The sequence below is a fragment of the Shewanella sp. CAL98-MNA-CIBAN-0140 genome (assembly GCF_040309905.1).
Taxonomy (GTDB): domain Bacteria; phylum Pseudomonadota; class Gammaproteobacteria; order Enterobacterales; family Shewanellaceae; genus Shewanella; species Shewanella psychromarinicola.
Genome location: NZ_JBEOPI010000006.1, coordinates 113,675 through 137,045 on the forward strand (window position 1 = coordinate 113,675; position 23,371 = coordinate 137,045).

The 23,371-nt window shown below is 41.3% G+C and carries 20 protein-coding genes; 15 read left to right on the plus strand and 5 right to left on the minus strand.

Annotated features, from left to right (window positions below; genetic code table 11):
• The gene (locus AAEY93_RS04985) at window positions 1–306 is read right to left on the minus strand and encodes a TraR/DksA C4-type zinc finger protein (protein WP_232772055.1); all 306 of its coding nucleotides are present in this window, start codon (window positions 304–306) and stop codon (window positions 1–3) included.
• 472 nt (window positions 307–778) lie between these two features.
• Window positions 779–1,723 (minus strand): tRNA dihydrouridine(16) synthase DusC, encoded by a 945-nt coding sequence (gene dusC, locus AAEY93_RS04990; RefSeq protein WP_101032093.1) that lies wholly within the window; start codon window positions 1,721–1,723, stop codon window positions 779–781.
• Window positions 1,724–2,049: 326 nt separating this feature from the next.
• Here dusC and AAEY93_RS04995 point away from each other — a divergent pair, with 326 nt between their 5' ends.
• From AAEY93_RS04995 to AAEY93_RS05035, 9 genes are all read left to right on the plus strand, one after another.
• On the plus strand, window positions 2,050–2,511 hold the full coding sequence (locus AAEY93_RS04995) for an HvfA family oxazolone/thioamide-modified RiPP metallophore (protein ID WP_101032092.1): 462 nt from the start codon (window positions 2,050–2,052) through the stop codon (window positions 2,509–2,511).
• A 124-nt stretch (window positions 2,512–2,635) separates the two neighbouring features.
• On the plus strand, window positions 2,636–3,493 hold the full coding sequence (locus AAEY93_RS05000) for an HvfB family MNIO-type RiPP peptide maturase (RefSeq protein ID WP_101032091.1): 858 nt from the start codon (window positions 2,636–2,638) through the stop codon (window positions 3,491–3,493).
• Window positions 3,493–4,254 carry an HvfC family RiPP maturation protein gene (locus tag AAEY93_RS05005; protein WP_101032090.1) on the plus strand — a complete coding sequence of 254 codons (762 nt, stop codon included), beginning with the start codon at window positions 3,493–3,495 and terminating at the stop codon, window positions 4,252–4,254. Before AAEY93_RS05000 ends, AAEY93_RS05005 begins: the two co-directional genes overlap by 1 nt.
• Before the next feature lie 374 nt (window positions 4,255–4,628).
• Window positions 4,629–4,994, plus strand: coding sequence for a YbaN family protein (locus tag AAEY93_RS05010; protein ID WP_101032089.1), 366 nt, complete (start codon window positions 4,629–4,631; stop codon window positions 4,992–4,994).
• A gap of 132 nt (window positions 4,995–5,126) precedes the next feature.
• Window positions 5,127–5,678 carry an adenine phosphoribosyltransferase gene (apt, locus tag AAEY93_RS05015; protein WP_101032088.1) on the plus strand — a complete coding sequence of 184 codons (552 nt, stop codon included), beginning with the start codon at window positions 5,127–5,129 and terminating at the stop codon, window positions 5,676–5,678.
• 150 nt (window positions 5,679–5,828) lie between these two features.
• Window positions 5,829–8,669 carry a DNA polymerase III subunit gamma/tau gene (gene dnaX, locus AAEY93_RS05020; RefSeq protein WP_351075247.1) on the plus strand — a complete coding sequence of 947 codons (2,841 nt, stop codon included), beginning with the start codon at window positions 5,829–5,831 and terminating at the stop codon, window positions 8,667–8,669.
• A 145-nt stretch (window positions 8,670–8,814) separates the two neighbouring features.
• Window positions 8,815–9,147, plus strand: coding sequence for a YbaB/EbfC family nucleoid-associated protein (locus tag AAEY93_RS05025; RefSeq protein ID WP_101032086.1), 333 nt, complete (start codon window positions 8,815–8,817; stop codon window positions 9,145–9,147).
• Window positions 9,148–9,784: 637 nt separating this feature from the next.
• Window positions 9,785–10,444 carry a glutathione S-transferase family protein gene (locus tag AAEY93_RS05030; protein ID WP_351075250.1) on the plus strand — a complete coding sequence of 220 codons (660 nt, stop codon included), beginning with the start codon at window positions 9,785–9,787 and terminating at the stop codon, window positions 10,442–10,444.
• 436 nt (window positions 10,445–10,880) lie between these two features.
• Window positions 10,881–12,002 carry a zinc-binding dehydrogenase gene (locus AAEY93_RS05035; protein WP_101032084.1) on the plus strand — a complete coding sequence of 374 codons (1,122 nt, stop codon included), beginning with the start codon at window positions 10,881–10,883 and terminating at the stop codon, window positions 12,000–12,002.
• 377 nt (window positions 12,003–12,379) lie between these two features.
• Here AAEY93_RS05035 and AAEY93_RS05040 read toward each other — a convergent pair whose 3' ends face one another.
• A complete protein-coding gene (locus tag AAEY93_RS05040; protein ID WP_101034692.1) occupies window positions 12,380–12,856 on the minus strand; it encodes a Cif family virulence factor in 477 nt (158 codons plus the stop codon).
• A 1,239-nt stretch (window positions 12,857–14,095) separates the two neighbouring features.
• Window positions 14,096–14,932 carry a GGDEF domain-containing protein gene (locus tag AAEY93_RS05045; protein WP_101032083.1) on the minus strand — a complete coding sequence of 279 codons (837 nt, stop codon included), beginning with the start codon at window positions 14,930–14,932 and terminating at the stop codon, window positions 14,096–14,098.
• Window positions 14,933–15,503: 571 nt separating this feature from the next.
• Between AAEY93_RS05045 and recR the strand changes: the two genes are divergently transcribed.
• From recR to nadE, 6 genes are all read left to right on the plus strand, one after another.
• Window positions 15,504–16,103, plus strand: coding sequence for a recombination mediator RecR (gene recR, locus AAEY93_RS05050; RefSeq protein WP_101032082.1), 600 nt, complete (start codon window positions 15,504–15,506; stop codon window positions 16,101–16,103).
• Window positions 16,104–16,384: 281 nt separating this feature from the next.
• A complete protein-coding gene (gene htpG, locus AAEY93_RS05055; RefSeq protein WP_124011751.1) occupies window positions 16,385–18,298 on the plus strand; it encodes a molecular chaperone HtpG in 1,914 nt (637 codons plus the stop codon).
• Between the two features lie 66 nt (window positions 18,299–18,364).
• A complete protein-coding gene (locus AAEY93_RS05060) occupies window positions 18,365–19,228 on the plus strand; it encodes a tetratricopeptide repeat protein (RefSeq protein WP_124011750.1) in 864 nt (287 codons plus the stop codon).
• A 135-nt stretch (window positions 19,229–19,363) separates the two neighbouring features.
• Window positions 19,364–20,008, plus strand: a complete 645-nt coding sequence (adk, locus tag AAEY93_RS05065; protein WP_101032079.1) for an adenylate kinase — start codon at window positions 19,364–19,366, stop codon at window positions 20,006–20,008.
• Window positions 20,009–20,481: 473 nt separating this feature from the next.
• Window positions 20,482–21,786: an inosine/guanosine kinase gene (locus AAEY93_RS05070; protein WP_124011749.1), complete on the plus strand. Its 1,305-nt coding sequence runs from the start codon at window positions 20,482–20,484 to the stop codon at window positions 21,784–21,786.
• Between the two features lie 114 nt (window positions 21,787–21,900).
• Window positions 21,901–22,731 (plus strand): NAD(+) synthase, encoded by an 831-nt coding sequence (gene nadE, locus AAEY93_RS05075; RefSeq protein ID WP_124011748.1) that lies wholly within the window; start codon window positions 21,901–21,903, stop codon window positions 22,729–22,731.
• Window positions 22,732–22,734: 3 nt separating this feature from the next.
• Here the strand turns inward: nadE and AAEY93_RS05080 are convergent, their stop codons facing one another.
• Complete coding sequence (locus AAEY93_RS05080; protein WP_233768548.1) at window positions 22,735–23,319, minus strand: DUF6942 family protein; 585 nt, start codon at window positions 23,317–23,319, stop codon at window positions 22,735–22,737.
• Between the last annotated feature and the right edge of the window lie 52 nt (window positions 23,320–23,371).

Sequence of the window (23,371 nt, forward strand, 5' to 3'; positions counted from 1 at the left end):
CTAGTGATTTAAGCGTAACTCATGTCGATGTTCGCGACGGTATCTTTGTTCACAATGAGTACAACGCTGTTCCGTTGGATCGGCGATTAAGCGTGGCGGTTCTATGTCCATTTCACAATCAGAGCAGAGTCCATAAAGACCAAGCTCAAGCTGGCAATGTGCGGCATCAAGCTTCATTAACTTGGTGAATATTTCTGTGTCAACGAGTTTTACTTTTGACAGGTAATCAATAACTTGCCCAAGGGAGGTATCCATTGATATATGGGCTACTTCAGTTGTTTTTGATAAATCCTTTATATGTAGCATTAACTCACGCCTCAAAATATTTTCGAGTTGTTGTAGTCTTTGCTGTATGTCCTGAATGTTGTGCAACTGAGATAACCTTAATTGACTATGCCAATGTATAAATTCTATTCTAGGCACAAAAATTTCAGACGTTATGACTAAGATCAATTCTCGATTAGATTTTTGCGATAAAGACATGAATAATAATTTACTATTGATTCATTTTGTGACATTGCACGTGTTGTTTTTGGTTTAGACAATCCAGATTAGGTATGCCGAATTGACATATTGATCATCCACGCATAGCGGTAAGACAATACCAATGCTTATTCGTCAGCGATTAACTTAGATCTGTTAGCTCTTTGCTGTTCAATACTTGCTATGCTTTGTTGAATACGCTTCAAGGCAACCTCTATGTAACTAAAACTATTGATGACTCATTTGATAAAGATCAATAGGAGCTTAGGTTAGTAATATTCACAAAGAGGGAGGATTAAATAAGTGTCCGGTGAGCATGCTGTAAAACCTTAACAATCTCTTCCGTAGTTTTAAACACCCGCAGTTCTCTAAATAAGGCATCCGCTTCAGGATATTGGCGGTTTAAGTAGCTAAACCACTGTTTAATTCGTGAGGGATAGTAATCTGATTTGCGGCCACTCAGCTCCTTGTCGGTATATGCCATTAACAAGCTTAATGTTTGTTGCCAGCTAAAAGGGCTTGCACCGGTTTTAATAGTATCCCCGAGGTTAGGTAGGGATATTGCGCCGCGGCCAATCATCACACTGTCACAACCAGTGACATCCATACAGCGTTGTGCATCTGCTGCGTTCCAGATCTCTCCGTTAGCAATAACGGGAATGGGTAAGCGTTTTCTGACTTCAGTAATGTACTCCCAATAAGCTGGTGGCTTATAGCCGTCGGTTTTACTGCGAGCGTGGATCGCTAGCTCCGTTGCGCCAGCTTCATATACGGCTAAAGCATTCTCCATAAATAACGACTTGTCTTCATAACCTAAACGGATTTTAGCGGTAACAGGGTGTTCAGACGGTACAGCGTCGCGCATGGCTTTGACGATATTGTAAATGTTTTCTGGATATTGCAATAAAACGGCGCCGCCTTTACTTTTATTAACGGTTTTGGCTGGACAACCAAAGTTTGCATCGACGCCATTTGACCCTAGCTCTATGGCTCTGATGGCATTTTGTGCCATCCACTCAGGTTCTTGTCCTAACAACTGAACACGTACTGGCGTGCCAGATGCCGTTAAGCCTTGATGATGTAATTCAGGACACAATTTATAGAAGACTTTTTCAGGCAATAGTATGTTTACTACCCTGACAAATTCAGTCACAACCAGGTCAAATGGATTGATGGCAGATAAAATTTCACGCATATGGTCATCAACCACACCTTCCATTGGAGCTAAAATAACGCGCACAGTACACCTTGCTGAAGTCAAAAGTCCGCTATTTTAACGTGTTTATTATCTGATAGCAGCACTAAATGACTATACGCATATTTTTGTCGAGGTATTGAATAAATTATTATTAAGAATCAGATTGATAGCACTGTTGTAGTGTTTATGTTAACTTTTTTGGAAGTCTATTTTTAGGTTGCCTAGCAATTATTTGTGGTAAATAAATGGATGTTTTTCACATTTTTTAGTTTTTTTGCAATAAACTTTACTCACTGCAGGTCTCTTTAAGCAAGCCGGCAATGATGTTGGTCACCCTATACAAATAAGAAATAAGGAAGATAAGTATTATGAATTCAATCAAACAAACGACTTTAGCGGTTGCACTTGGTACTGTTGTGATGACGGCTGGCTTTAGCGCTCAAGTAGAAGCTAACCCATTTGGTTTTCAACAATTAACTTCTGGTTATCAGCTTGATGGCGGAGAAGGCAAATGCGGTGAAGGCAAGTGCGGCGGTGATATGAAAAAGTCAGCGGAAAAAGCTGCTGAAGGCAAATGTGGCGAAGGCAAGTGCGGCGGCGACATGAAAATGTCAGCTGAAAAAGCTGCTGAAGGCAAATGTGGCGAAGGCAAGTGCGGCGGTGACATGAAAATGTCAGCTGAAAAAGCTGCTGAAGGCAAATGTGGCGAAGGCAAGTGCGGCGGCGACATGAAAATGTCAGCGGAAAAAGCCGTTGAAGGCAAATGTGGCGGCGACAAGATGAACTCTGCAGCAAAAACCGTAGAAGGTAAGTGCGGCGGTCAGAAATAATTAGCTGTGTTTATTTGATAAAGCCTGTACTTATCTGAGAGACTAAGGCCTGAATTTCAGGCCTTAGTTTTATCTGTTTTTTAACTCATTTTTAGCATTACTCATTAATTCAAGGACACGCATTATGTCGACAAATCATGCTGATGGCTTAGCCAATGTCGGGTTAGGGCTTCGTCGCGAAATGCTGGATGAGTTTTGTCGGCATGTGCCAACTGCAATTGAGTTTTTTGAAGTCGCACCTGAAAACTGGATGACGCTCGGTGGCAAGTTTGGACGTCAGTTTAAGCAATTAACCGAACAGCATGCTTTTTTTTGTCATGGGCTTTCGTTATCAATTGGTAGTCCTGAAGCGCTCGATAGTCAATTTGTACACAATATAAAACGCTTTTTGGATGAGCATAATATTGACGTGTATTCAGAGCATTTAAGTTATTGCTCTGGTACTGGCCATATGTATGATTTGATGCCGATCCCATTTACTGATGATGCAGTCATCCATACCGCTAAGCGGATAAAGCAAGTCGAAGACATACTCGAGCGTCCGTTTATTTTAGAGAATGTTTCTTTTTATGCGGCACCTGGTGCACAAATGAGCGAGGTCGATTTTGTGAATGCAGTCTTACAAGAAGCGGACTGTAAACTACTACTCGATGTTAATAACATTTATGTTAACTCAATTAACCATCAATATGATGCCCATGCCTTTTTGGCTGCCATGCCGACCGAGCGTATTGAATATTTACATATAGCAGGACATTACCAACAAGACATCGATTTAATGATCGATACCCATGGTGCGGATATTATTGATCCTGTATGGGCATTATTACAGCAATGCTATCAATTACACGGTGTGCATCCAACATTACTCGAACGCGATTTTAATATTCCTAAAACCAAAATTTTGCTGAACGAGATCAATCAGATCCATCAATACCAACAAGATGCTTTAGCTCAGCAGTCATTCGTGAGGAAGGCATAATGAGTTTTATCGCGATCCAACAGCAATTTATGGATTATATCCGTAATCCCAGTTTACCCTTACCGGAAGGAATAGAGCTGCGGCGAATGCAAGTTTACCGAGAGCTATTTTTTAATAACATTGTCGGTTTCGTGTCGAGTGCTTTTCCGGTGCTTAAAAGTTTGTATCAGGATGAGCAATGGCAGACATTAGTGCAGCAATTTTTTGTGGAGCATGATTGTCAAACGCCAATATTTGTTGAAATTGCGGGCGAGTTTTTAGCCTTTTTACAACACGAATATCATATGACAGAAGATGATCCTGTTTTTATGTTGCCGTTAGCACATTATGAATGGCTAGAGTTGTGTGTAGCGGTAGCGCCCGATACGCCCACGTCTCAATTGATCAATACCGGCGAACTAAGCCAGCATAGGTTGTGCTTAGCGGCCTGTGCCAAGGTGGCACAATATGCCTTTGATGTTCAGCATATTAGCCTTGACTACCAACCCATTGAACCGACACCGCAAGCGCAGTTTTTTTGTGTATTTAGAGATGCAGGTGATGAAGTCGCTTTTTTGCAACTGACACCGTTAAGCGCTCAAGTGCTGGCTTACATTGAACAAATGAGCCTTTCTCAACAAGGTGTAACGGTAGATGCCATTATTAGTTGGTTAAACGAACATTACCCAGAAATGCCCAGTGAAACTCTGTTATCTGGCTGTTTACCTCTATTGCAACAATTGGCACAAAAGGGCATTGTTATTTCATCAATTGAGGCATAATAGTCTTAGTATATTTAAGGTTTTTATTTTGTGAGGATAGGTCTAAGATAGGCCACTTTTTGCAATCTGCATCACATCCGTTGTCCGCAAAGTTAACCTAAATGTTGACTTAACATAACGAATGAAAGATGCCAGCAATCGCAGTAACAACATCTTCAATGTAGGAATAATCATGAGTCAGCCGTTTAAAGACCCGTTTAACATCTTTTATCTTATTGGTTTTATTTTAGTTTTGTTAATTCCTATATTACCCGCAAGCCTTTCATGGTTGACCGTAACAGGATTAATTTAACGTTTACTTCAGGTTAACCTGCGATGATATTGTCTTATTAAACCACTCTGATAGAGTGGTTTTTTGTTTGTATGAGGGCCTTATGGCGGTTAAACGCGGAATTTTTCTTATTATTGGTTTGTGCAGTCTAGTGTTAGGCGTCATTGGTATTGCGCTGCCTTTGTTGCCTACGGTGCCATTTATTCTACTGGCTGCGTTTTGTTTTGCGCGTTCCAGTGAGCGTCTTCATTATTGGCTAATTACTCATCCTTGGTTTGCTGAAGGTATTCATCAGTGGCAATCAAAGCGGGCATTAAGTCGATCACTAAAGCGAAAAGCCATGCTAATGAGCGGCCTAAGTTTTATGGTTAGTATTATTATTGTGCCGATAGTATGGGTGAAAATTATGTTGTTGTGCATGATGCTTGTTTTATTATTTTTCTTGTGGCGGATCCCAGAGTTAGAATAATAAATAGCCAGTTAATATAAGCCTGTTGCAACTGAGATTAAACGGGCATAAAATCTGCTTAGTATTTTTATCAGAGTCCACCATTTACGTGGACTTTTTTATTGCGTAATCACTTTTATACAGAGTTAACTAATTATGATGAACCAAGACAGTTTAGCGCTTATTAAGCAGAGCATTAAAACCATTCCTGATTACCCTACACCAGGCATTATGTTCCGCGATGTGACTAGTTTATTAGAAAACGCAGACGCCTATAAAGCCACTATTGCGATTTTAGTTGCTCATTACCAATCAAAAGGCTTTACTAAAGTTGTCGGCACCGAAGCGCGTGGCTTCTTATTTGGTGCGCCGTTGGCATTAGAGCTAGGTGTTGGTTTTGTGCCGGTACGTAAGCCAGGTAAATTACCCCGCGAAACCATTAGCCAAACCTATGAATTAGAATATGGTAAAGATACCTTAGAAATTCACACCGATGCCATTAATGCCAATGACAAAGTATTGGTTATCGATGATTTGTTAGCAACCGGTGGCACGATTGAAGCTACAGTAAAACTTATTCGTCAATTAGGCGGAGAAGTGAGCCATGCTGCCTTTGTTATCTCATTACCAGAAATTGGTGGCGAGAAACGCTTACAAGGTATGGGAATTAAAGTATTAAGTTTATGCGAGTTTGACGGCGAGTAATCAAAGCAATATAAACTGCTTTTTTATTAGGCAGTTAACTGCATTATGCTCTATCAAATACTTGCTCAATAATAGCATGCCAGCCCTTGGCATGTTATTGTTAATCCCTTTAAAGGGATTGAGTCCCGATAGCTCTGTGTGGGGAATTTCATGTCTTACCAAGTACTCGCCCGCAAATGGCGTCCAGCTAAATTTGAACAAATGGTTGGTCAATCCCATGTATTAATGGCATTAACTAATGCATTGAGCCAGCAACGTTTACATCACGCTTACCTCTTTACTGGAACACGCGGTGTGGGTAAAACCAGTTTGGCGCGTTTATTTGCTAAAGGTCTCAACTGTGAAACCGGCGTAACGGCTAATCCTTGTGGTGAATGTTCTAGCTGCATTGAAATTGCTCAAGGTCGATTTGTTGATTTAATTGAAGTCGATGCGGCATCGCGTACTAAAGTCGATGATACTCGTGAACTCCTTGATAATGTACAATACCGTCCTTCTCGTGGGCGTTTTAAAGTGTACTTAATCGATGAAGTCCACATGTTGTCGCGTAGCAGTTTTAATGCATTGCTAAAGACGTTAGAAGAGCCTCCTGAGCACGTTAAGTTTTTGTTAGCGACTACCGATCCGCATAAACTGCCTGTTACTGTATTATCTCGTTGCTTACAGTTTAATCTAAAAAGTTTGTCGCAAGACGAAATTTGCAAGCAACTCGAGTATGTGATCACCCAAGAACAATTGCCTTTTGAGCCACAAGCGCTGAGCTTATTAGCCAAAGCGGCCAATGGCAGTATGCGTGATGCGCTCAGTTTAACTGATCAAGCGATAGCGTTTGGCAGTGGCCAAGTGATGCTGACACAAGTGCAAACCATGCTGGGCAGTATTGATGAACAACATGTGCTGGCCTTATTAAAAGCCTTGTGTGATGCCGATGTTGGGCCATTAATGCAAACGGTAGCAAAAGTGTTGGCATTCGGTGCCGATGCTGAAGAAGTATTGCGCAGTTTATTAGAGTTATTGCATCAAATCACCTTAACTCAGTTTGCCCCCGCTGCAGCGCAACAATCGCTGTTTAGTGAGCAAATTCTAGCATTCTCACAGCAATTAGCGCCTGAACAAGTACAGCTTTATTACCAAATGTTGCTTAACGGTCGTAAAGATTTAGCCTTTGCACCCGATCCTAAATCGGGCTTGGAAATGGCGTTACTTCGCGCAGTCGCGTTTACCCCCGAAAAACAAGTAAAACGCTGGCTAACAACGACGCCTGCTAACGTTGATTTAAGCGTTATTGACGGTTCATCATCTCCAACGCAAGAGGTCATTGAAACAGGCCCAAAGTCTGATCTTCAGCCGCAAACAGACATTGTTTTACCGACAACAGTATTATCTATTCAGGCTGAAACTGCAGCGACCACAGAGGCTGAGGTCGACGTTGCTGATGCTATCGACGATGAGCCAGTCGCATCTGCACTGGTGGCTGAGCAAGCCTTGCTGTTGGACCAAGCGCAAAGTTTGGGGTTTGATCCATTGCCACCCAAAAGCGATATGCCGATTGGTAATGTTATCAACCACGACGTTAATCGTGACGTTAGCCATATGACAGCTGATAAGACTGCTGCCGACATTATTCATACTGCGGCATCAGACAATGCCGATATTCGTGCTGATGCTGAAACGACGACTCAAATCACAACGGCACCGCTGAAAAGGGATACTGCTGCGTCTGAAGAGGTGGTTGAAAAACATCAATTAGCGCAGAGTACTGCAGACACCAATGTTGTAGAAAATAGTCAATTGAGTGGTAATGCGGACGATATTCCGCTCAATGCGTATGCTTTTATGGATTATGACGTGTCTGATGACATGTCAATGGAATATCAACCATTTGATCATGACGAAGAGGGGGCTTTTTCGGCTTTAAATGGAACAACTGAAGCTAACAATGTTAATGATGTTACTGACTCAAGGTCTGAACCGAAAACGGCTGATCATGTCATTGATAATACTCGCCCAAACCTCACTGATTCTGAGGATAATGTAGACGATTTTCTTGACGAAGTGTTAGCCAGTCGTGATTCACTTATTGCCGATGTCGGGGTATTACAACATAAAGATGAACTGGCAAAAAAAGAATCGACAAAAATAATCACTTCAAGAGTGAACAAGCCTGCAGTGACATCCGTTGTCAGCGCCAATGAGTCGCCTGCAGTGACTGAAACTGATCCTAAAGCTTTTGAAGCGTTATCGACTACCGAAACAATCAATTCTCCAGTAGTGGCAGATTATGATAGGGCTCCTTGGGTCGCGCCCGAAGAGGGTGAACCAATCAATGCATTTGCAGATGTTCATGATGCGAATAAGCCCGTCACTGAAGCCACTATTCAACCGACAGACACGGCCAGTCATCAGCAAGCTGCTCACGCACATAATCACGCACATAAAACGAGCTCATTGACAGCCCAATCGCTCAACATTAGCGCAGAGTCTGTCGTTCGAGGTCCTACTGATGCGACGCCCATAGATGTAAAAGCCCAATTTGAGCCACACAGTATTCAAGGAAACGAGATTGATTTACATTGGTATAAAGTGATGACTAATGTGTCTGTTGGCGGTAGGGTTCGGCAATTAGGGGTGAACTCTGTGTGTTCGACATTGTCAAATCCTATGATATTGGTGTTGAAACCCGATCAAAAACATTTGTCTGCCCAGACAGCTATTGATCAACTGCAAGACGCGTTATCTCAATACCTTGGGCAACCGACTCAAGTACAGATCCAGATTGGGATTGTGCCTAAACGAGAAACGCCCCTTGAGTTACGTAAACGTTTTCATCGTGAACTTATCGCACAGGCTCAACAGTCTATTTTGCTTGATGATAACGTTCAGTGGATGGTTCAACGCTTATCGGCTCAATTAGACAGTGACAGTATTGAATATCCGTTGGAACAGCTAGGACAAATTGCACAGGATATTACACAAATTAACGCTTTATAAATGAACAAATACGGTGATTTAGCTTAAAATGAATATATCTTCATCTCAAAAGTGTATTTGCTAGATTGCCAATCGATTTTATTTCAGTAAGATTAGCGTCACTATGACGACTTGCTAACAACCTTAATTAGAGAGAGATACGACTATGTTTGGTGGAAAAGGCGGTATGGGCAATTTAATGAAACAAGCCCAAATGATGCAAGACAAAATGGCTCAAATGCAGGAAGAAATTGCTCGCACAGAAATGACAGGTGAAGCGGGTGCTGGCTTGGTTAAAGTAACCATGACAGGTAACCACAATGTGCGTACAGTTGAAATTGATCCAAGCTTGATGGAAGACGATAAAGAGATGCTAGAAGATCTTATCGCTGCAGCGTGTAACGATGCAGCTCGTCGCATTGAAGAAAATCAAAAGACTAAAATGGCCGAAGTGACTGGCGGTATGCAATTACCACCAGGGATGAAAATGCCTTTCTAGAAGCTAAGATGCTGACTTTTCCTCGTGTAGTTCCCTTGTTATCATTTCTTGGGAATTACATTAGGAATTACATTAGGAATTACATTAGGAATTATAAAGGAATTTTGGGTCTTCATTCTTAGCCTTCTTAGTTTTATGGTCAGGTCGTTCACCCGCGATCCATTTGCCATAGATTGTTGAGTCCTCCCTATCACTATGCCCCATCTGATCCGCAAGCCAAGTAGGAACAGTACTAGCCATTTTTTGGGACAGTATTTAACTCAGGTCGCGTATATGGTTTATTTCACGACTTAGCAATACTCGTCTTCGCTCAACTTATTTGTTTTTATATTTTAGGTGATGCGTTTCACCATAACTGAAAGCATGTAAGTCTTTACGCGTTGATGTTTAAAGGCATTATCAGATGGCTGATCCGCACTAAACCAACTTATAACGGGTGCAACATCCATGCTGTTACAGCCTTGAAAAACGTAAAGGTTATGCCACCAAAGGTGATCATTGGTATTTAATGTCAACCTGACCCCAACTGGCTTTTTTGCTTAGGACATTGTCAACTCGGCCCATTTCACTAACACCCTATATTTCTAACATTCCTTATGAGAAGCTAATCGACACTTTAATTATGGAATATGACAATATGCTCACTTTATATGGCTTTCCCGCAAGTAACTATTACGGTTTGATAAAACATGCCTTGTTATTAAAAGGCATTGATTTTAATGAAGAGCGCACTTATCCAGGCCATCCCTCATATTTGGAAAAAAGCCCTATGGGCAAAGTGCCGTGTATTGGCACAGAACACGGTTTTCTATCAGAAACTGCGGCCATCCTTGAGTATATTGAGCATCATTACCCAGACAAGCCAATCCTGCCCAGCGATGCATTCCAAAGGGCAAAAGGCTTTGAATTGATGCGCATTGCCGAATTGTATGTGGAGCTATCCGCAAGACGGTTTTTACCCGAATTACTCATGGGTGCGCCAAAATCAGAATCAAACCGTGCTGTTATGTTACCCATACTGATAAAGGCCTTTGCATGCCTAGAGAGCATGGCCGCCTTTGGCCCTTATTTGATGGGTGAAAAGTGTACGCAAACAGATCTTGTCGTTCGATACAGTCTTAAGACAGGTGTAATGGTAGGGAACAAAATCTTTGAAGTAGACTTTATGGACAAAACACCAAAACTACAAGCGTGGTGGAACATTATGAGCAACGAACCGATTTCAAAAATAGTCGATACTCAAGCTGAAGAGTCTTTCCCAGAATTTATCGGCATTTTGCAAAAAGCGGCTGCTTAATAAGCCCTCACTAATAACGTTTCATATCTAAATATTTACTAGATGAAGCCGTTGTAATTTTTTACTAGATGAAGCCATTGTAATATTCATATCATCTTAATGAAAAAAGTCATACCAATTCAGATAAAGAAGTGGATTGGTATATATCCCCTCGGTATCAATAACCTGTTATACGTAATCTGAACGATTTCTTATATTAAGCTCAGTAAGACTTACTCTTCGGCCTAATACCCTAGAGGGGTTAGTGAATGAGCCATTAATCGACCCTGAGTATACACTTCATCAAGACGACTATGCTGCAAAACCAATCGTCTGTACCGTTTTAACCATTGATGTAATAGCGGTTTTTTGATATTTAAAGCAAAATTTAAATATATTTACACCATACGGCTAGACTTGAACTTACCTTTTCACACCAGAAAGAGAGCAATCGATAATGACAACATCAAAACAACTATTTACCCTTATCTCCTCAGATGGACAACTTGAAATGTCCTTAAAGGATGTTGATGTGCCGGCCCCTAAACCACATGAAGTAATAGTGCGTATAGAGGCGGCACCTATTAACCCTTCCGATATGTGGCCTATGTTTGGCCCTTCAAATTTAGCCGCTGCACAGCTCAGTGGTGATAAATCAACTCTTAGTGCACCTCTTTATCCTGGCATGTTACCCCGTATTAAATCTCGCTTAGATCAGGTTCTCCCCATTGGTAATGAAGGAGCCGGAACAGTAGTGGCTGCAGGTAATAGTGAAGCAGCACAAGCGTTAATGGGCAAAACCGTAGCCATTTTATCGGGTGGTGCTTATGCGCAATATTGTTGTGTGCCAGCCCAAGCTTGTATTGTGCACAACGAGGGCATCTCAGCCAATGATGCTGCTTCCTCTTTTGTAAACCCACTTACCGCCTTGGGTATGGTAGAAACCATGCGTATGGAAGGCCATACTGCATTAGTGCACACCGCCGCTGCATCGAGTTTAGGACAGATGCTAAATAAAATTTGTCTGGCTCAAGACGTCCCTTTAGTCAATATTGTTAGAAAGCAGCAACAGGTGGACATACTCAAGGCGATTGGTGCCAAGTATATTTGTGATTCGTCCAGTGACACTTTCAAGGCTGACTTATATAAAGCCATAGATGAAACCGGTGCTACCTTAGCCTTTGATGCCATAGGTGGGGGCGACGTAGTGAGCGATATACTTACCGCCATGGAACAATCGGGCAGTAAAGACGCAGTAGGTTTTAATACCTATGGCTCTGAATATAATAAACAAGTTTATATATACGGTGGTCTGGACTTTTCTCCTACCATCTTGAACCGCGCATACGGGATGACATGGAGCATAGGAGGGTGGTTATTAATGAGATTCTTGGGTAAGCTGCAACCTCAGCAAATCGGACAGCTGCAAAAACAAGTGGCCAATGAAATCAAAACCACCTTTGCCAGTGCATTTACTGATGAATTAAGTTTTGAACAAGCCATGACTCCGGCGATTATTTTGCAGTACACCGCCAAGAAAACCGGTGAAAAATACCTCATTAATCCAAATAAAGCGTAGTAAATTTGCCATATGGGGATGTAGTTGATACATCCCCTTTTTTCGTTTGGTGTAATAACATGGTCTGAATAACGGTGTTGTTCAGGACAGTTGCTACAGAAATGTAGCTAGTCATACCCAATTCTTGATGCAATATTGATGCAAATTTTACAGGTTTTTTCCAGCAACGAACTATAACATTCTTAGCCGTTGAGCATGATTTATGCGACCAAGAAATCATGTCCAAAGTTATTTAACGTCAATAATTTAATAATAAACTGACTATTATGCTGAAGTACGTAATGGAATACCTGCTGTCCTTTATTAAGGATCCCATCACGGTTCTTTTATTGTTTATAAGAAAACTTTGGGGTTTCGTATTTTTTAAAAAGGTTGGTTTATTCAACTAGTGCGGTCTGACTCGTACCAGAGCCACCAATAATGGGTGACCAATGTGACGACCGTACTTTCCATTCCCCAGCCTCCTTAGTATATACTTGGCTAACTCGGGTTCTATAATTTGCCACAGCAGGACTTCCTTTCGGAGTCATAGAACCCTCCGAATAATAATGGGCCAGTGCAATCTTATCTGGTACCAAAATGGTAACTTGAATATGTTTAACATCGATATTGAACGCGTCATATTCTTCTAGCCGTCCATCGGCTTTGATTGTTTGGATCAGTCCGCCACTAGACCAGAACTCTATAGCGCCTTCGTTCGAATAGGTGCCTTCAAGCCCCTTGAGATTCTTTTTTACATAAGCATTATCGTCCATGATAGTCTTTTTGACCTCTTGCTCGGTCGCCATCGCTGTTTGAATAAATGTGCCAGTGATAACTAACAATCCAATTAGCGCAATGAATAGTTTTTTCATTATTGTATCTCCTTTGTTATTTGTTAACCCATCTATCATGACTGTTGCTATATTTCCATGAAGGTTGAGGCTCTCCATTTTTCAAGAAGTGGAATTAACGTCTCTCATTAGTCTGATATTAATATTAGCAGTATGATAATTAAGACCTTTAATGAATTTTAGAATGAAAAACACTAAAGCTCGTGTTGAAGTATAGATGAACTTATTCCTATTGCTTAGAATATTTCCGTCCTTAGCATTAGCGTGGCGATATTTTTAGTCACGTTGAATTAGGCCGATGACATTAGTATTTAATGACGCTTACTTCTTATAAGCTAAATGAACAGTCCTTATACTAAAATCTTATAACGTCTGTTTTGGTATCAACTTTTTTTAGGTGAAATAATGTTAACGCTTAAATGTAGACTGTTTTAAAGCATGACTCGTCGTTAACACAGCTGCATTTTATGACGTCAATTCTGGCCGCTATTTAACATTGGTTTTCTGTTCATTTAAGTTCGGATTTTGAATCTGTATGCTTGGTTATAAACTACGATTTTTTATTAGAAAATTTCGATGCACTCTATAGACAAAGTTAGTTAGGAACTATTTAGGAACTATATTGGAAATTTTAGGATTAATTTTTATGACATAAAATAACCCTAAAAATATAAAAAGGTTAAAAGATTAAAATAATAAATAAAATAGTATGTTAATGCTAGTAATATACAATCAACCACTTGCCAGACGAAATTGAAATGCCGATTTAATCTGCGTATTTTTATTGTTAGCCATAAACTGCATTCGCCAGGGCTTATTATTCAATAATGACATAACCTTGTACTTGATAGTCACCCCCAGTGTCATGATGCATTGCTGAAAACTATTTCGAGGATAAGGTTATTAAAAAAGCCGAATACACATGAATCAAAAAGCAAACGGTTAGAATGTTGAGCGTTAATTAACTGACCAAGCGCGTCTTTAGAACGTTAACCTCAGAATGCATGTATCAATATTAACGCTAGCCAAAAAAACTAGTGCAATGTGCGACTTGGGTTTATGTCAGTTATTACATCAGTGAACCAAGTCGTTCATTTTAGGTTATATATCACCAATCAATTTTTGAAAGTAAACTAGCTTAAAAAGTGTCTGTTTTTAGTTGAGCGCTATCATTAGACCTCACGATAGGGTTTTATCGGCAACAGGGCATAGTTTAGGTCATAGTTTAGGGTATCGTTTATTGCTGCTTTGCTTCTATTTTCACCCCATTACCACTTGGTTGCGGCCATTTTGTTTTGCCTGATAGAGTGCTCTGTCTGCATTTTTAATCAGACACAGGTAGTCTTTACACTCAGACGTTAGTCCTGCGACACCAACACTCACAGTAACCCCAATTGAAAGCATATCTATGCCAGGCTCTTCAGGCAGTGGCAACTGAGTGTTCTCCACAACCTGCCTGAGTCGTTCAGCCAGTTTATAGGATGTAGAAATTTGAGTTCGAGGAAGAATGACCACAAACTCTTCACCGCCATATCGGGCAAGTACATCCGACTCTCTTAATGACTCTTTGATATTTTGGGCGATATTTTTCAGTACTAAGTCTCCAATCTGATGACCATAGTTATCATTAATGATTTTGAAATGATCGATATCAATCATAAAGATAGACAGAGGCTTAGAGTAACTTTGGGCCCTTTGTGTCTCCTCTTTAAGGCGACGGTCTAAGTAACGACGGTTGAAGATCCCCATTAGTGAGTCGGTGATGTTTTCCTGCTTGAGGGCATACAACTGCATGATGTCGCTGGTCGTTTTGAGGGACAGGCTACAAACAACAAATACAAAAATAGCTCCGCAAAAAAATATAATCGGCACGACGAGATCGAGTGGTTGATAAGCTTTAACTAAGCTAAATTTTGCGTATACGACATAACCTGCGATAAAAAACAGGATCAGCAGAATCAGAAAACCCCAACTATAGCGTAATCCACCTATTGGTAGCTGGCGAAATAGCGTCCATACGGGTCCGATGGCCATTGCCAATAATAGCGCTCCGCAAATAACCAATCCGCTACCTAATACGGGTAAAATATCGTACATTTTGAGTCCTTACTCTGGAGTCACTTCAATTTGAAAACGCTTCACCTTGAGATGTTTTCAATATCGTCGTGAATATCGTCCTTGGAACCACAGAACATATCGGGGATACGATGATAGAATATCAGATGGTTTAAACAGAAAAGTGATAGCTCTCAAAAATAGATTAACTTCTTTTCTGATTATGTGAGCCCGTTAATGAAATGAATGAATATTGTTGTAATTCGGTCGGTTACTTAGATTTTTACTGCAGTATAAACAGAGGTTGTTTGAACCCGCTTCGGTGTTCATCATTATTAACAAGCCTAGTAGAAGAAGTATTAATTGAGCTCTTTACATATCTTCGATGTAACGATGACTCTGGGCATTTGGTTAAAGCATTAAATAAAAACACTTTGTAATGGCTCGATTGTTGGCTTTATTTATTCTAAAAAGCATTAATCTTTGCATTCGAGCGCAGCACAGATAATAATCGCACTGCATTGGTGCTATCGCAGATTGGCTTGGCTGATCACAAAAAGGGTTTCACCAATAACATCACAATGAGTTTAGTTATTAAGGTATTGGCAATTTTATGAAATTTAGTCCTTTGGTCGATGAATTAATTCAATCTTTACGCGCTTTGCCAGGCGTCGGACCTAAGTCGGCACAGCGTATGGCGTTTCAATTGCTTGAGCGTGAACGTAAAGTGGGCCTTAAGCTTGCCGATTCGTTACAAAAAGCCATGTCTGAAGTCGGCCACTGTCAAAGTTGCCGTACATTTACCGAACAAGATTTATGCCCCATATGCAGTAGCCATCGGCGTATTAATGCAGGGATTATCTGCGTGGTCGAAACCCCTGCCGATGTGCTTGCCATTGAGGCGGGTGGACATTTCAATGGTCGCTATTTTGTATTGTTAGGGCACTTGTCGCCATTAGACGGTGTTGGTCCTGAAGAACTGGGTCTGGCCTTACTTGAGCGCCATTTGATCTCTGATGAGGTGAGCGAGCTTATTCTTGCCACAAACCCTACCGTTGAGGGGGATGCTACCGCACACTTTATTGCGGATATGGCTAGGAGACACAATGTGGTGATTAGCCGTATCGCTCATGGTGTTCCTGTCGGTGGAGAGCTTGAATATGTTGATAGCACCACCTTAGCCTTGTCATTTAATGGTCGTATTCCGCTGTAAAAAAGCGGCTTACTCATTGAATACCACTGTGCCAGCGGATCATTAATCAGGTTTGCTGGCATTATTTCATCTATCAAGGGTGATTAATGGGGTAATAGGGGCGGACATTATTCGCCATATTGGCCTGATTTGAGCCTAACGGATGATTTATTATTCAACAAGGCGGTGTTGCCCCTTGAAAATATTGTAACGTTCCCCCATCTCTTGGTTAACACCGATTTTTAAGGCGAGTAGATTAATCGACTCGTGATTGTTTCAACGTAACACCAAGGGAAATATTCATGTCACAACAAGAAACTCATGGCTTTCAAACCGAAGTAAAACAACTTCTGCAATTGATGATCCACTCTCTGTATTCAAATAAAGAGATTTTCTTACGTGAGCTAGTCTCAAATGCGGCCGATGCAGCAGATAAACTCCGCTATTTAGCCTTAACCGATGATGCCTTATATGAAGGTAACGGTGATTTACGCGTCCGTGTTAGTGCCAATAAAGAAAAAGGCACAGTAACCATTACTGATAATGGTATTGGTATGACCCGTGATAGCGTCATTGAACACTTAGGCACTATCGCCAAATCGGGCACTAAAGAGTTTTTCAGTAACCTTTCTGGCGAAGCGTCAAAAGACACACAATTAATTGGTCAGTTTGGTGTGGGCTTCTATTCTGCTTTCATCGTGTCCAAAAAAGTCACTGTGCGAACTCGTGCTGCCGGTCATGCGGCTAATGAAGGCGTATTGTGGGAGTCAGAAGGTGAAGGTTCATTTAGTGTAGACAGTATTACTAAAAATGAACGTGGTACTGAAATTGTCCTGCATTTACGTGATGAAGAAACCGAGTTTGCTGACGATTATCGTCTACGATCAATTATCACTAAGTATTCTGATCATATCTCTGTTCCGGTACAAATGTGGAATGAAGGTACACCAGAGTCTGATGGCCCTGATGGCGAGAAAGTAGCGGCAACCGAAGGTGAGTGGAAAGTGATGAACAAAGCCACCGCGCTTTGGACTCGTAATAAGTCAGATATCACAGAAGAAGAATACCAAGAATTTTATAAACATATTTCTCACGATTACAGCGAGGCATTAAAATGGTCTCACAATCGTGTCGAAGGCAAACAAGAATACACCAGCTTGTTGTATATCCCAGCCAAAGCGCCGTGGGATATGTGGAATCGTGACCATAAACATGGCTTGAAGCTGTTTGTTCAGCGTGTGTTTATTATGGATGAAGCCGAGCAGTTTTTGCCTTCTTACTTACGTTTCGTTCGCGGGTTAATCGATTCAAATGACTTGCCGCTAAACGTATCTCGAGAAATTTTACAAGATAATCAAGTAACTACAGCAATGCGCGTGGGGATCACCAAACGTGTGTTAGGTATGCTTGAAAAACTGGCTAAAGATGAGCCTGAACAATACCAGTCTTTTTGGGCTGAGTTTGGTCAAGTATTAAAAGAAGGCCCAGCAGAAGACTTTGCTAACAAAGAGCGCATTGCAGGACTATTGCGTTTTGCTTCTACTGATGACAATTCGGCCGCCACAACGGTGTCATTAGCTGCTTATATTGAGCGCATGAAGGAAGGCCAAGACAAGATTTACTATATTGTTGCCGACAGCCATGAAGCCGCAGCAAATAGTCCTCATCTTGAATTACTGCGCAAAAAAGGCATTGAAGTATTATTAATGTCAGAGCGTATCGATGAATGGTTAGTGAACCACCTAACTGAATTCAAAGAGAAGAAGTTACATTCTGTCACCCAAGGTGATTTAGAATTAGGCGAGCTTGAAGATGCGGCCGATAAAGAAGCTCATGACAAAGTTGCTGAAGAATCAAAAGCACTTGTTGAACGAGTTAAAGCTGCACTTGCTGACCGCGTATCGGCAGTTCGTGTTACATCACGCCTAACTGACACGCCAGCATGTGTGGTAGCCGGTGAAGGTGAAATGTCGACTCAGATGATTAAACTGATGCAAGCTGCAGGTCAGCCAGTGCCAGATTCTAAGCCAACATTTGAGATTAATCCAACCCATCCTTTGGTTGAACATCTTAGTAACGAAGCTGACGAAAAACTGTTTGCTGATTGGGCTAACTTGTTATTACAACAAGCGTTGTTATCAGAAAAAGGCAGTCTGGCCGATCCATCAGCGTTTATTAAACTGACCAATCAAATGTTATTGGCGAGTGTAAAATAACTTCGATTTAAGCAGTAAAAGCGGACAATAAGTCCGCTTTTGTTTTTGTCATACCGCGGAGGCAATATGGACTACCTCATCGATCTTACTAAAGATAATATTCAGCAAGTTGTTGATACCTCAATGCAAAAAATGGTGGTATTGGCATTTTGGACTCAACAACAGCCCGAAAGTGTACAGATGTTACAAACGCTGGAACAACTGGTAACGGCACAAGCTGGACGATTTATTTTAGCCAAAGTGGATTGTGAAACAGAGTTAGAAATTGCTAACTATTTCCAAATTCAAGATGTACCGACCACATTAATTTTAGATAAAGGCAGACCGATTGATGGTTTTGCTGGGCAACAAAGCCAACAACAAATTTGCGACATACTCGACAAACATTTACCGCCGATGTGGATACAAGCGTTTGATGAGGTTAAGCAAAAATTAGCCCAAGGCGAGTTATCGTCGCAAGACTTGGGCAAAATAGCAGACCAATTAACAATCATTTATAACGATGCGCATCAGCCAGCTGAAGTTGCATTGGTGATGATAGATGTGGCGTTACAGCAAGGTTTATTAGCGGAAGCAAAAGTGTTGCTAGCCCGTATAGGTTTAGCTGATCAAGATAGTTACTATCACAATTTAGTCGCCAAATTAGCGTTAGCGGAAGATGCGGCAGATACGCCTGAAATTCGTCAACTGCAACAGAATGTTGCCGACCAACCTGACAATATTGATGCGGTGTTAATCTTAGCCAAAGCATTAAATGTTGCCCATCGTAATGAAGAAGCACTCGAATTATTGTTCGCTATTTTACAAAAAGACATGAGCGCTGCAGAGGGTAACGTTAAACAAGTCTTCATGGACATTTTAACTGCGATTGGCCAAGGCAATGCGTTAGCCAATTTATATCGGCGTAAATTGTATACTTTATTGTATTAAACAATTGCAGCCATTTTGTTACAATCCTTATTAGATTTAGGTCTAATGTTATAACAAAAGCGCTATTAATAGTGTGGTAAATGTGCGAAAATCGCCGCCCTAAAAAGAACACAAACTTAAAAGAGGACTTTTGAGATGCGCATTATTTTATTGGGTGCCCCAGGTGCTGGTAAAGGTACCCAAGCTCAGTTCATTATGGAGCAGTACGGTATCCCACAAATCTCAACCGGTGATATGTTGCGTGCAGCAGTAAAAGCTGGCACGGCATTAGGTTTAGAAGCTAAGAAAGTAATGGATGCAGGTCAATTAGTTTCTGACGATCTTATCATTGGTTTAGTGAAAGAGCGTATTACCCAAGATGACTGTGAAAAAGGTTTTTTATTAGACGGTTTTCCTCGTACGATCCCACAAGCCGATGCAATGGCTGAAAACGGAATTGAAATCGATCATGTGATTGAGATTGATGTGCCAGACGAAGAAATCGTTAAGCGTATGAGCGGACGTCGTGTCCATTCTGGTTCTGGTCGCGTTTACCACATGGTATTCAATCCACCTAAAGTGGCAGGTAAAGATGATGTCACTGGCGAAGATTTATCTATCCGTCCAGATGATGAAGAAAGCACCGTACGCAAACGCTTAGGTATTTACCATGAGCAAACTAAACCATTAGTCGATTACTATGGCAAAGTGGCAGCAGAAGGTAAAACTCAGTACAACAAGTTTGACGGTACTCAATCTGTTGCTAAAGTTAGTGAGCAATTGGCCAATATTCTAAAATAATCGCTAATTAACGCCTCAATAAAAAGCCTGCATTGCAGGCTTTTTTATTGCTTAATGGACAAGCTAATTACTCGAAAACGTAATGATAGACAGATATTGGACATCTACGTCTTTCTGTTTACCTCTGAACGGGGTGGGAAACGGTTATCAAACAGCTCTTTGTCCTGGCAATACCGACGCTGCATTGACTTACAATAGGCCTGCTATTGACGCGCAGATTGCCCTTGCTAGTAAAAAAAGGCACGTTTTAAATAAAATCGCTCAAAACACTGTGCATTTTAGCTCTCTATCCATCTCTTATCCCGAGTTAAGGTTATTTAGGCCGTGAAAATGATAAAAGTGATATAGAATTAACGCTTACCTATGATAAAATTTGCCGCCATTTTCGCGGATGACAACTCATTAAAAATTCAATGGGTGTCAGTAATCATTAATTTCACACTTGCATGGATGCCAAGCTATGAGAGTCCAATATGAAGTTCCCTGGTCAACGTAAGTCCAAGCACTATTTCCCTGTAAACAGTCGTGATCCTTTATTAGCTCAACTTACGCAGCAGCCTCAACCTTTTTCTACTTATATTTGTGGGATTGACCAGACGCTGGTGGATATCGAAGCCAAAGTTGATGATGAATTACTTCAGCGTTACGGTTTACCTAAAGGCAACTCAACGCTCATTAACGATGAGCAAGCCCATCATTTGTATAATGAACTTAAGTCCAATGAGATCATCAGTGATGAGTTTGCTGGTGGCACCATTGGTAACACAGTACACAATTATTCTATTTTAGCCGATGACCGCTCAGTGCTTTTTGGGGTTATGAGCCAACATATTATGGTAGGTAGCTACGCTTATCGCTATTTATGTCATACCTCATCAAAGGTCGACCTCAACTTCTTACAACCTGTCGACGGTCCTATTGGTCGTTGTTTTACGCTGATTTCCGACAGTGGTGAGCGCACGTTTGCGATTAGTAAAGGATGCATGGATAAGCTAACACCAGAGTATATCGATAAAGAGGTGGTGCAGGGCAGTTCAGCATTAGTCATCACGGCATATTTAATGCGTGCCAGTGACGGTGACGGTATTACTGATGCCGCAATGACGGCGATTAATTACGCCAAAGAGGCAGATGTGCCAGTCGTGTTAACCTTAGGCACGCGGTTTTTAATTCAAGAAGAGCCAAAGTGGTGGCAAAATTTTATTAATGAACATGTCACTATTTTAGCCATGAATGAAGACGAAGGCGAAGCGTTAACCGGTTTTAAAGACCCATTACTTGCCAGCGAAGCCGCTCTTGAATGGTGTGACATGGTGTTAACCACGGCGGGGGAGATAGGACTTTATACCGCAGGTTATACTGAGGATAATGAAAAACGCGAAACCAGTCATACCTTATTACCTGGAGCCATTCCCGAGTTCAATCGTTATGAGTTTTCGCGACCGAAATTACAAGCAGATTGTGACACGCCGATAAAAGTATACGCACATATTGCACCTTATATGGGTGGGCCGGAATTAATTCGCAATACCAATGGTGCTGGCGATGGTGCGTTGTCTGCGCTGCTTCATGATTTATCAGCCAATACTTTCCATAAAACCAATATACCTGGCTCGAGTAAACATAAACGAGACGGCATATGTTATTCATCATTTTCACAAGTGTGTAAATACGCTAATCGTGTTGCATACGAGGTGTTAGCTCAGCATAGTCCACGTTTGTCCCATGGTTTGCCTGAGCGAGAAGACAGTCTAGAAGAGTCTTATTGGGAACGATGATCTGTCGTCGATAAAAAAAACGATAATGATGCATCATTATCGTTTTTTTTTGTGTTAATTTTTATAGAATAGATATCGACATCTAGTTTATTAATAAGCAATTAGGAGCGCCACGTGAAAGGACAAATCTTAAAAGAGATGCATGTACTTAAGGCTATTGAGCCAGAGTTTGAGACCCAGCGTAGAATTGCTTTTATCAAGGCAAAATTAATAGAAGCTAACAGTCGTACTTTAGTTTTGGGTATTAGCGGCGGTGTTGACTCATCCCTTGCAGGGCGTTTGTGCCAGCTGGCAGTGGATAGCCTTAATCAAGAAAAGGTCAGTGACGAGTACCAGTTCATTGGCGTTCGCTTGCCTTACCATGTGCAAAAAGATGAAGCTGAAGCCCAACAAGCCTGTCAGTTTATTCAGCCTTCACAACTGGTGACAGTGAATGTCCATGATGGGGTTGTTGGCATCCATAATGCCACACTAGCCGGTCTCACCGCGGCGGGTTTAGCATCAACAGATGCTGCCAAAATTGATTTTCTTAAAGGTAATGTCAAAGCTAGAATGCGCATGATAGTCCAGTATGATATTGCAGGGTTAGTAGGTGGTTTAGTTGTTGGCACCGATCACAGTGCTGAAAATATTACCGGTTTTTATACTAAGTGGGGAGATGGCGCGTGCGATTTAGCCCCGTTGTTTGGGCTAAATAAACGTCAGGTACGCCAGTTAGCGGCTTATTTGGGTGCACCTGATCTATTAGTTAACAAAGCCGCTACGGCTGATCTAGAAGACAATAAACCTCAACTTGAGGATGAAGCCGCTTTAGGACTGACTTATGATCAAATTGATGACTTCTTAGAAGGTAAAGACGTTGCCCAATCAGTTGAAGATAAACTCGTTAGTATCTATAAACGTACCCAACATAAGCGTGAGCCTATTGCGACTATTTACGACTAATCGCTAATGTTTTGTAGCGGCGATGTGTTGTCGTGTCAGTTCAATGAGCGCATTAGAATATTGTCGATAATCTAAATATGGTGTCATTAACACTGGGGGCTGGCGCTGTATTTTTTGCTGGTCATCCAGTGATGAATATTGCCGAGGATCCGTTATCCCCATTCGTAGCTGGGCTTCTTTACCACATATAATATGCCAACATACAGAAGGCAGCTTTAAGTCGTCGCTATAATGAACATCTGCTTTAACAATACGTAATTGGCAACGTAAGCGTGATGTTTTAATGTCACTGTTGATGTTCTTGTCGGTTTTTGGTTGATGCCGTTCAGCAGATTCACTAAACAGATTGTCGCGGATCAACTTCCAACAAGCCCCTTTGTTAGCATTGATATCGTGCTCTAAACAGCAAATTTTAGCCATAATGGTGACAATTTTTCGCCAGTGATTTCCATTCAATGCGACGAGTTGTGTTACTGCATCAACGTGAGTGGCTTGCCAATGTTCCGGTAAGGCTGGAGGCGTAGGTAAATAAAAAATGATATCGGGATTCATGGGCCCCCATATATGGCTAAATAAAGCTGATGACATATCATTTCCACTATAGTTAAGGATGGCTATTGTTTGGCGGTTTGACGGTAAA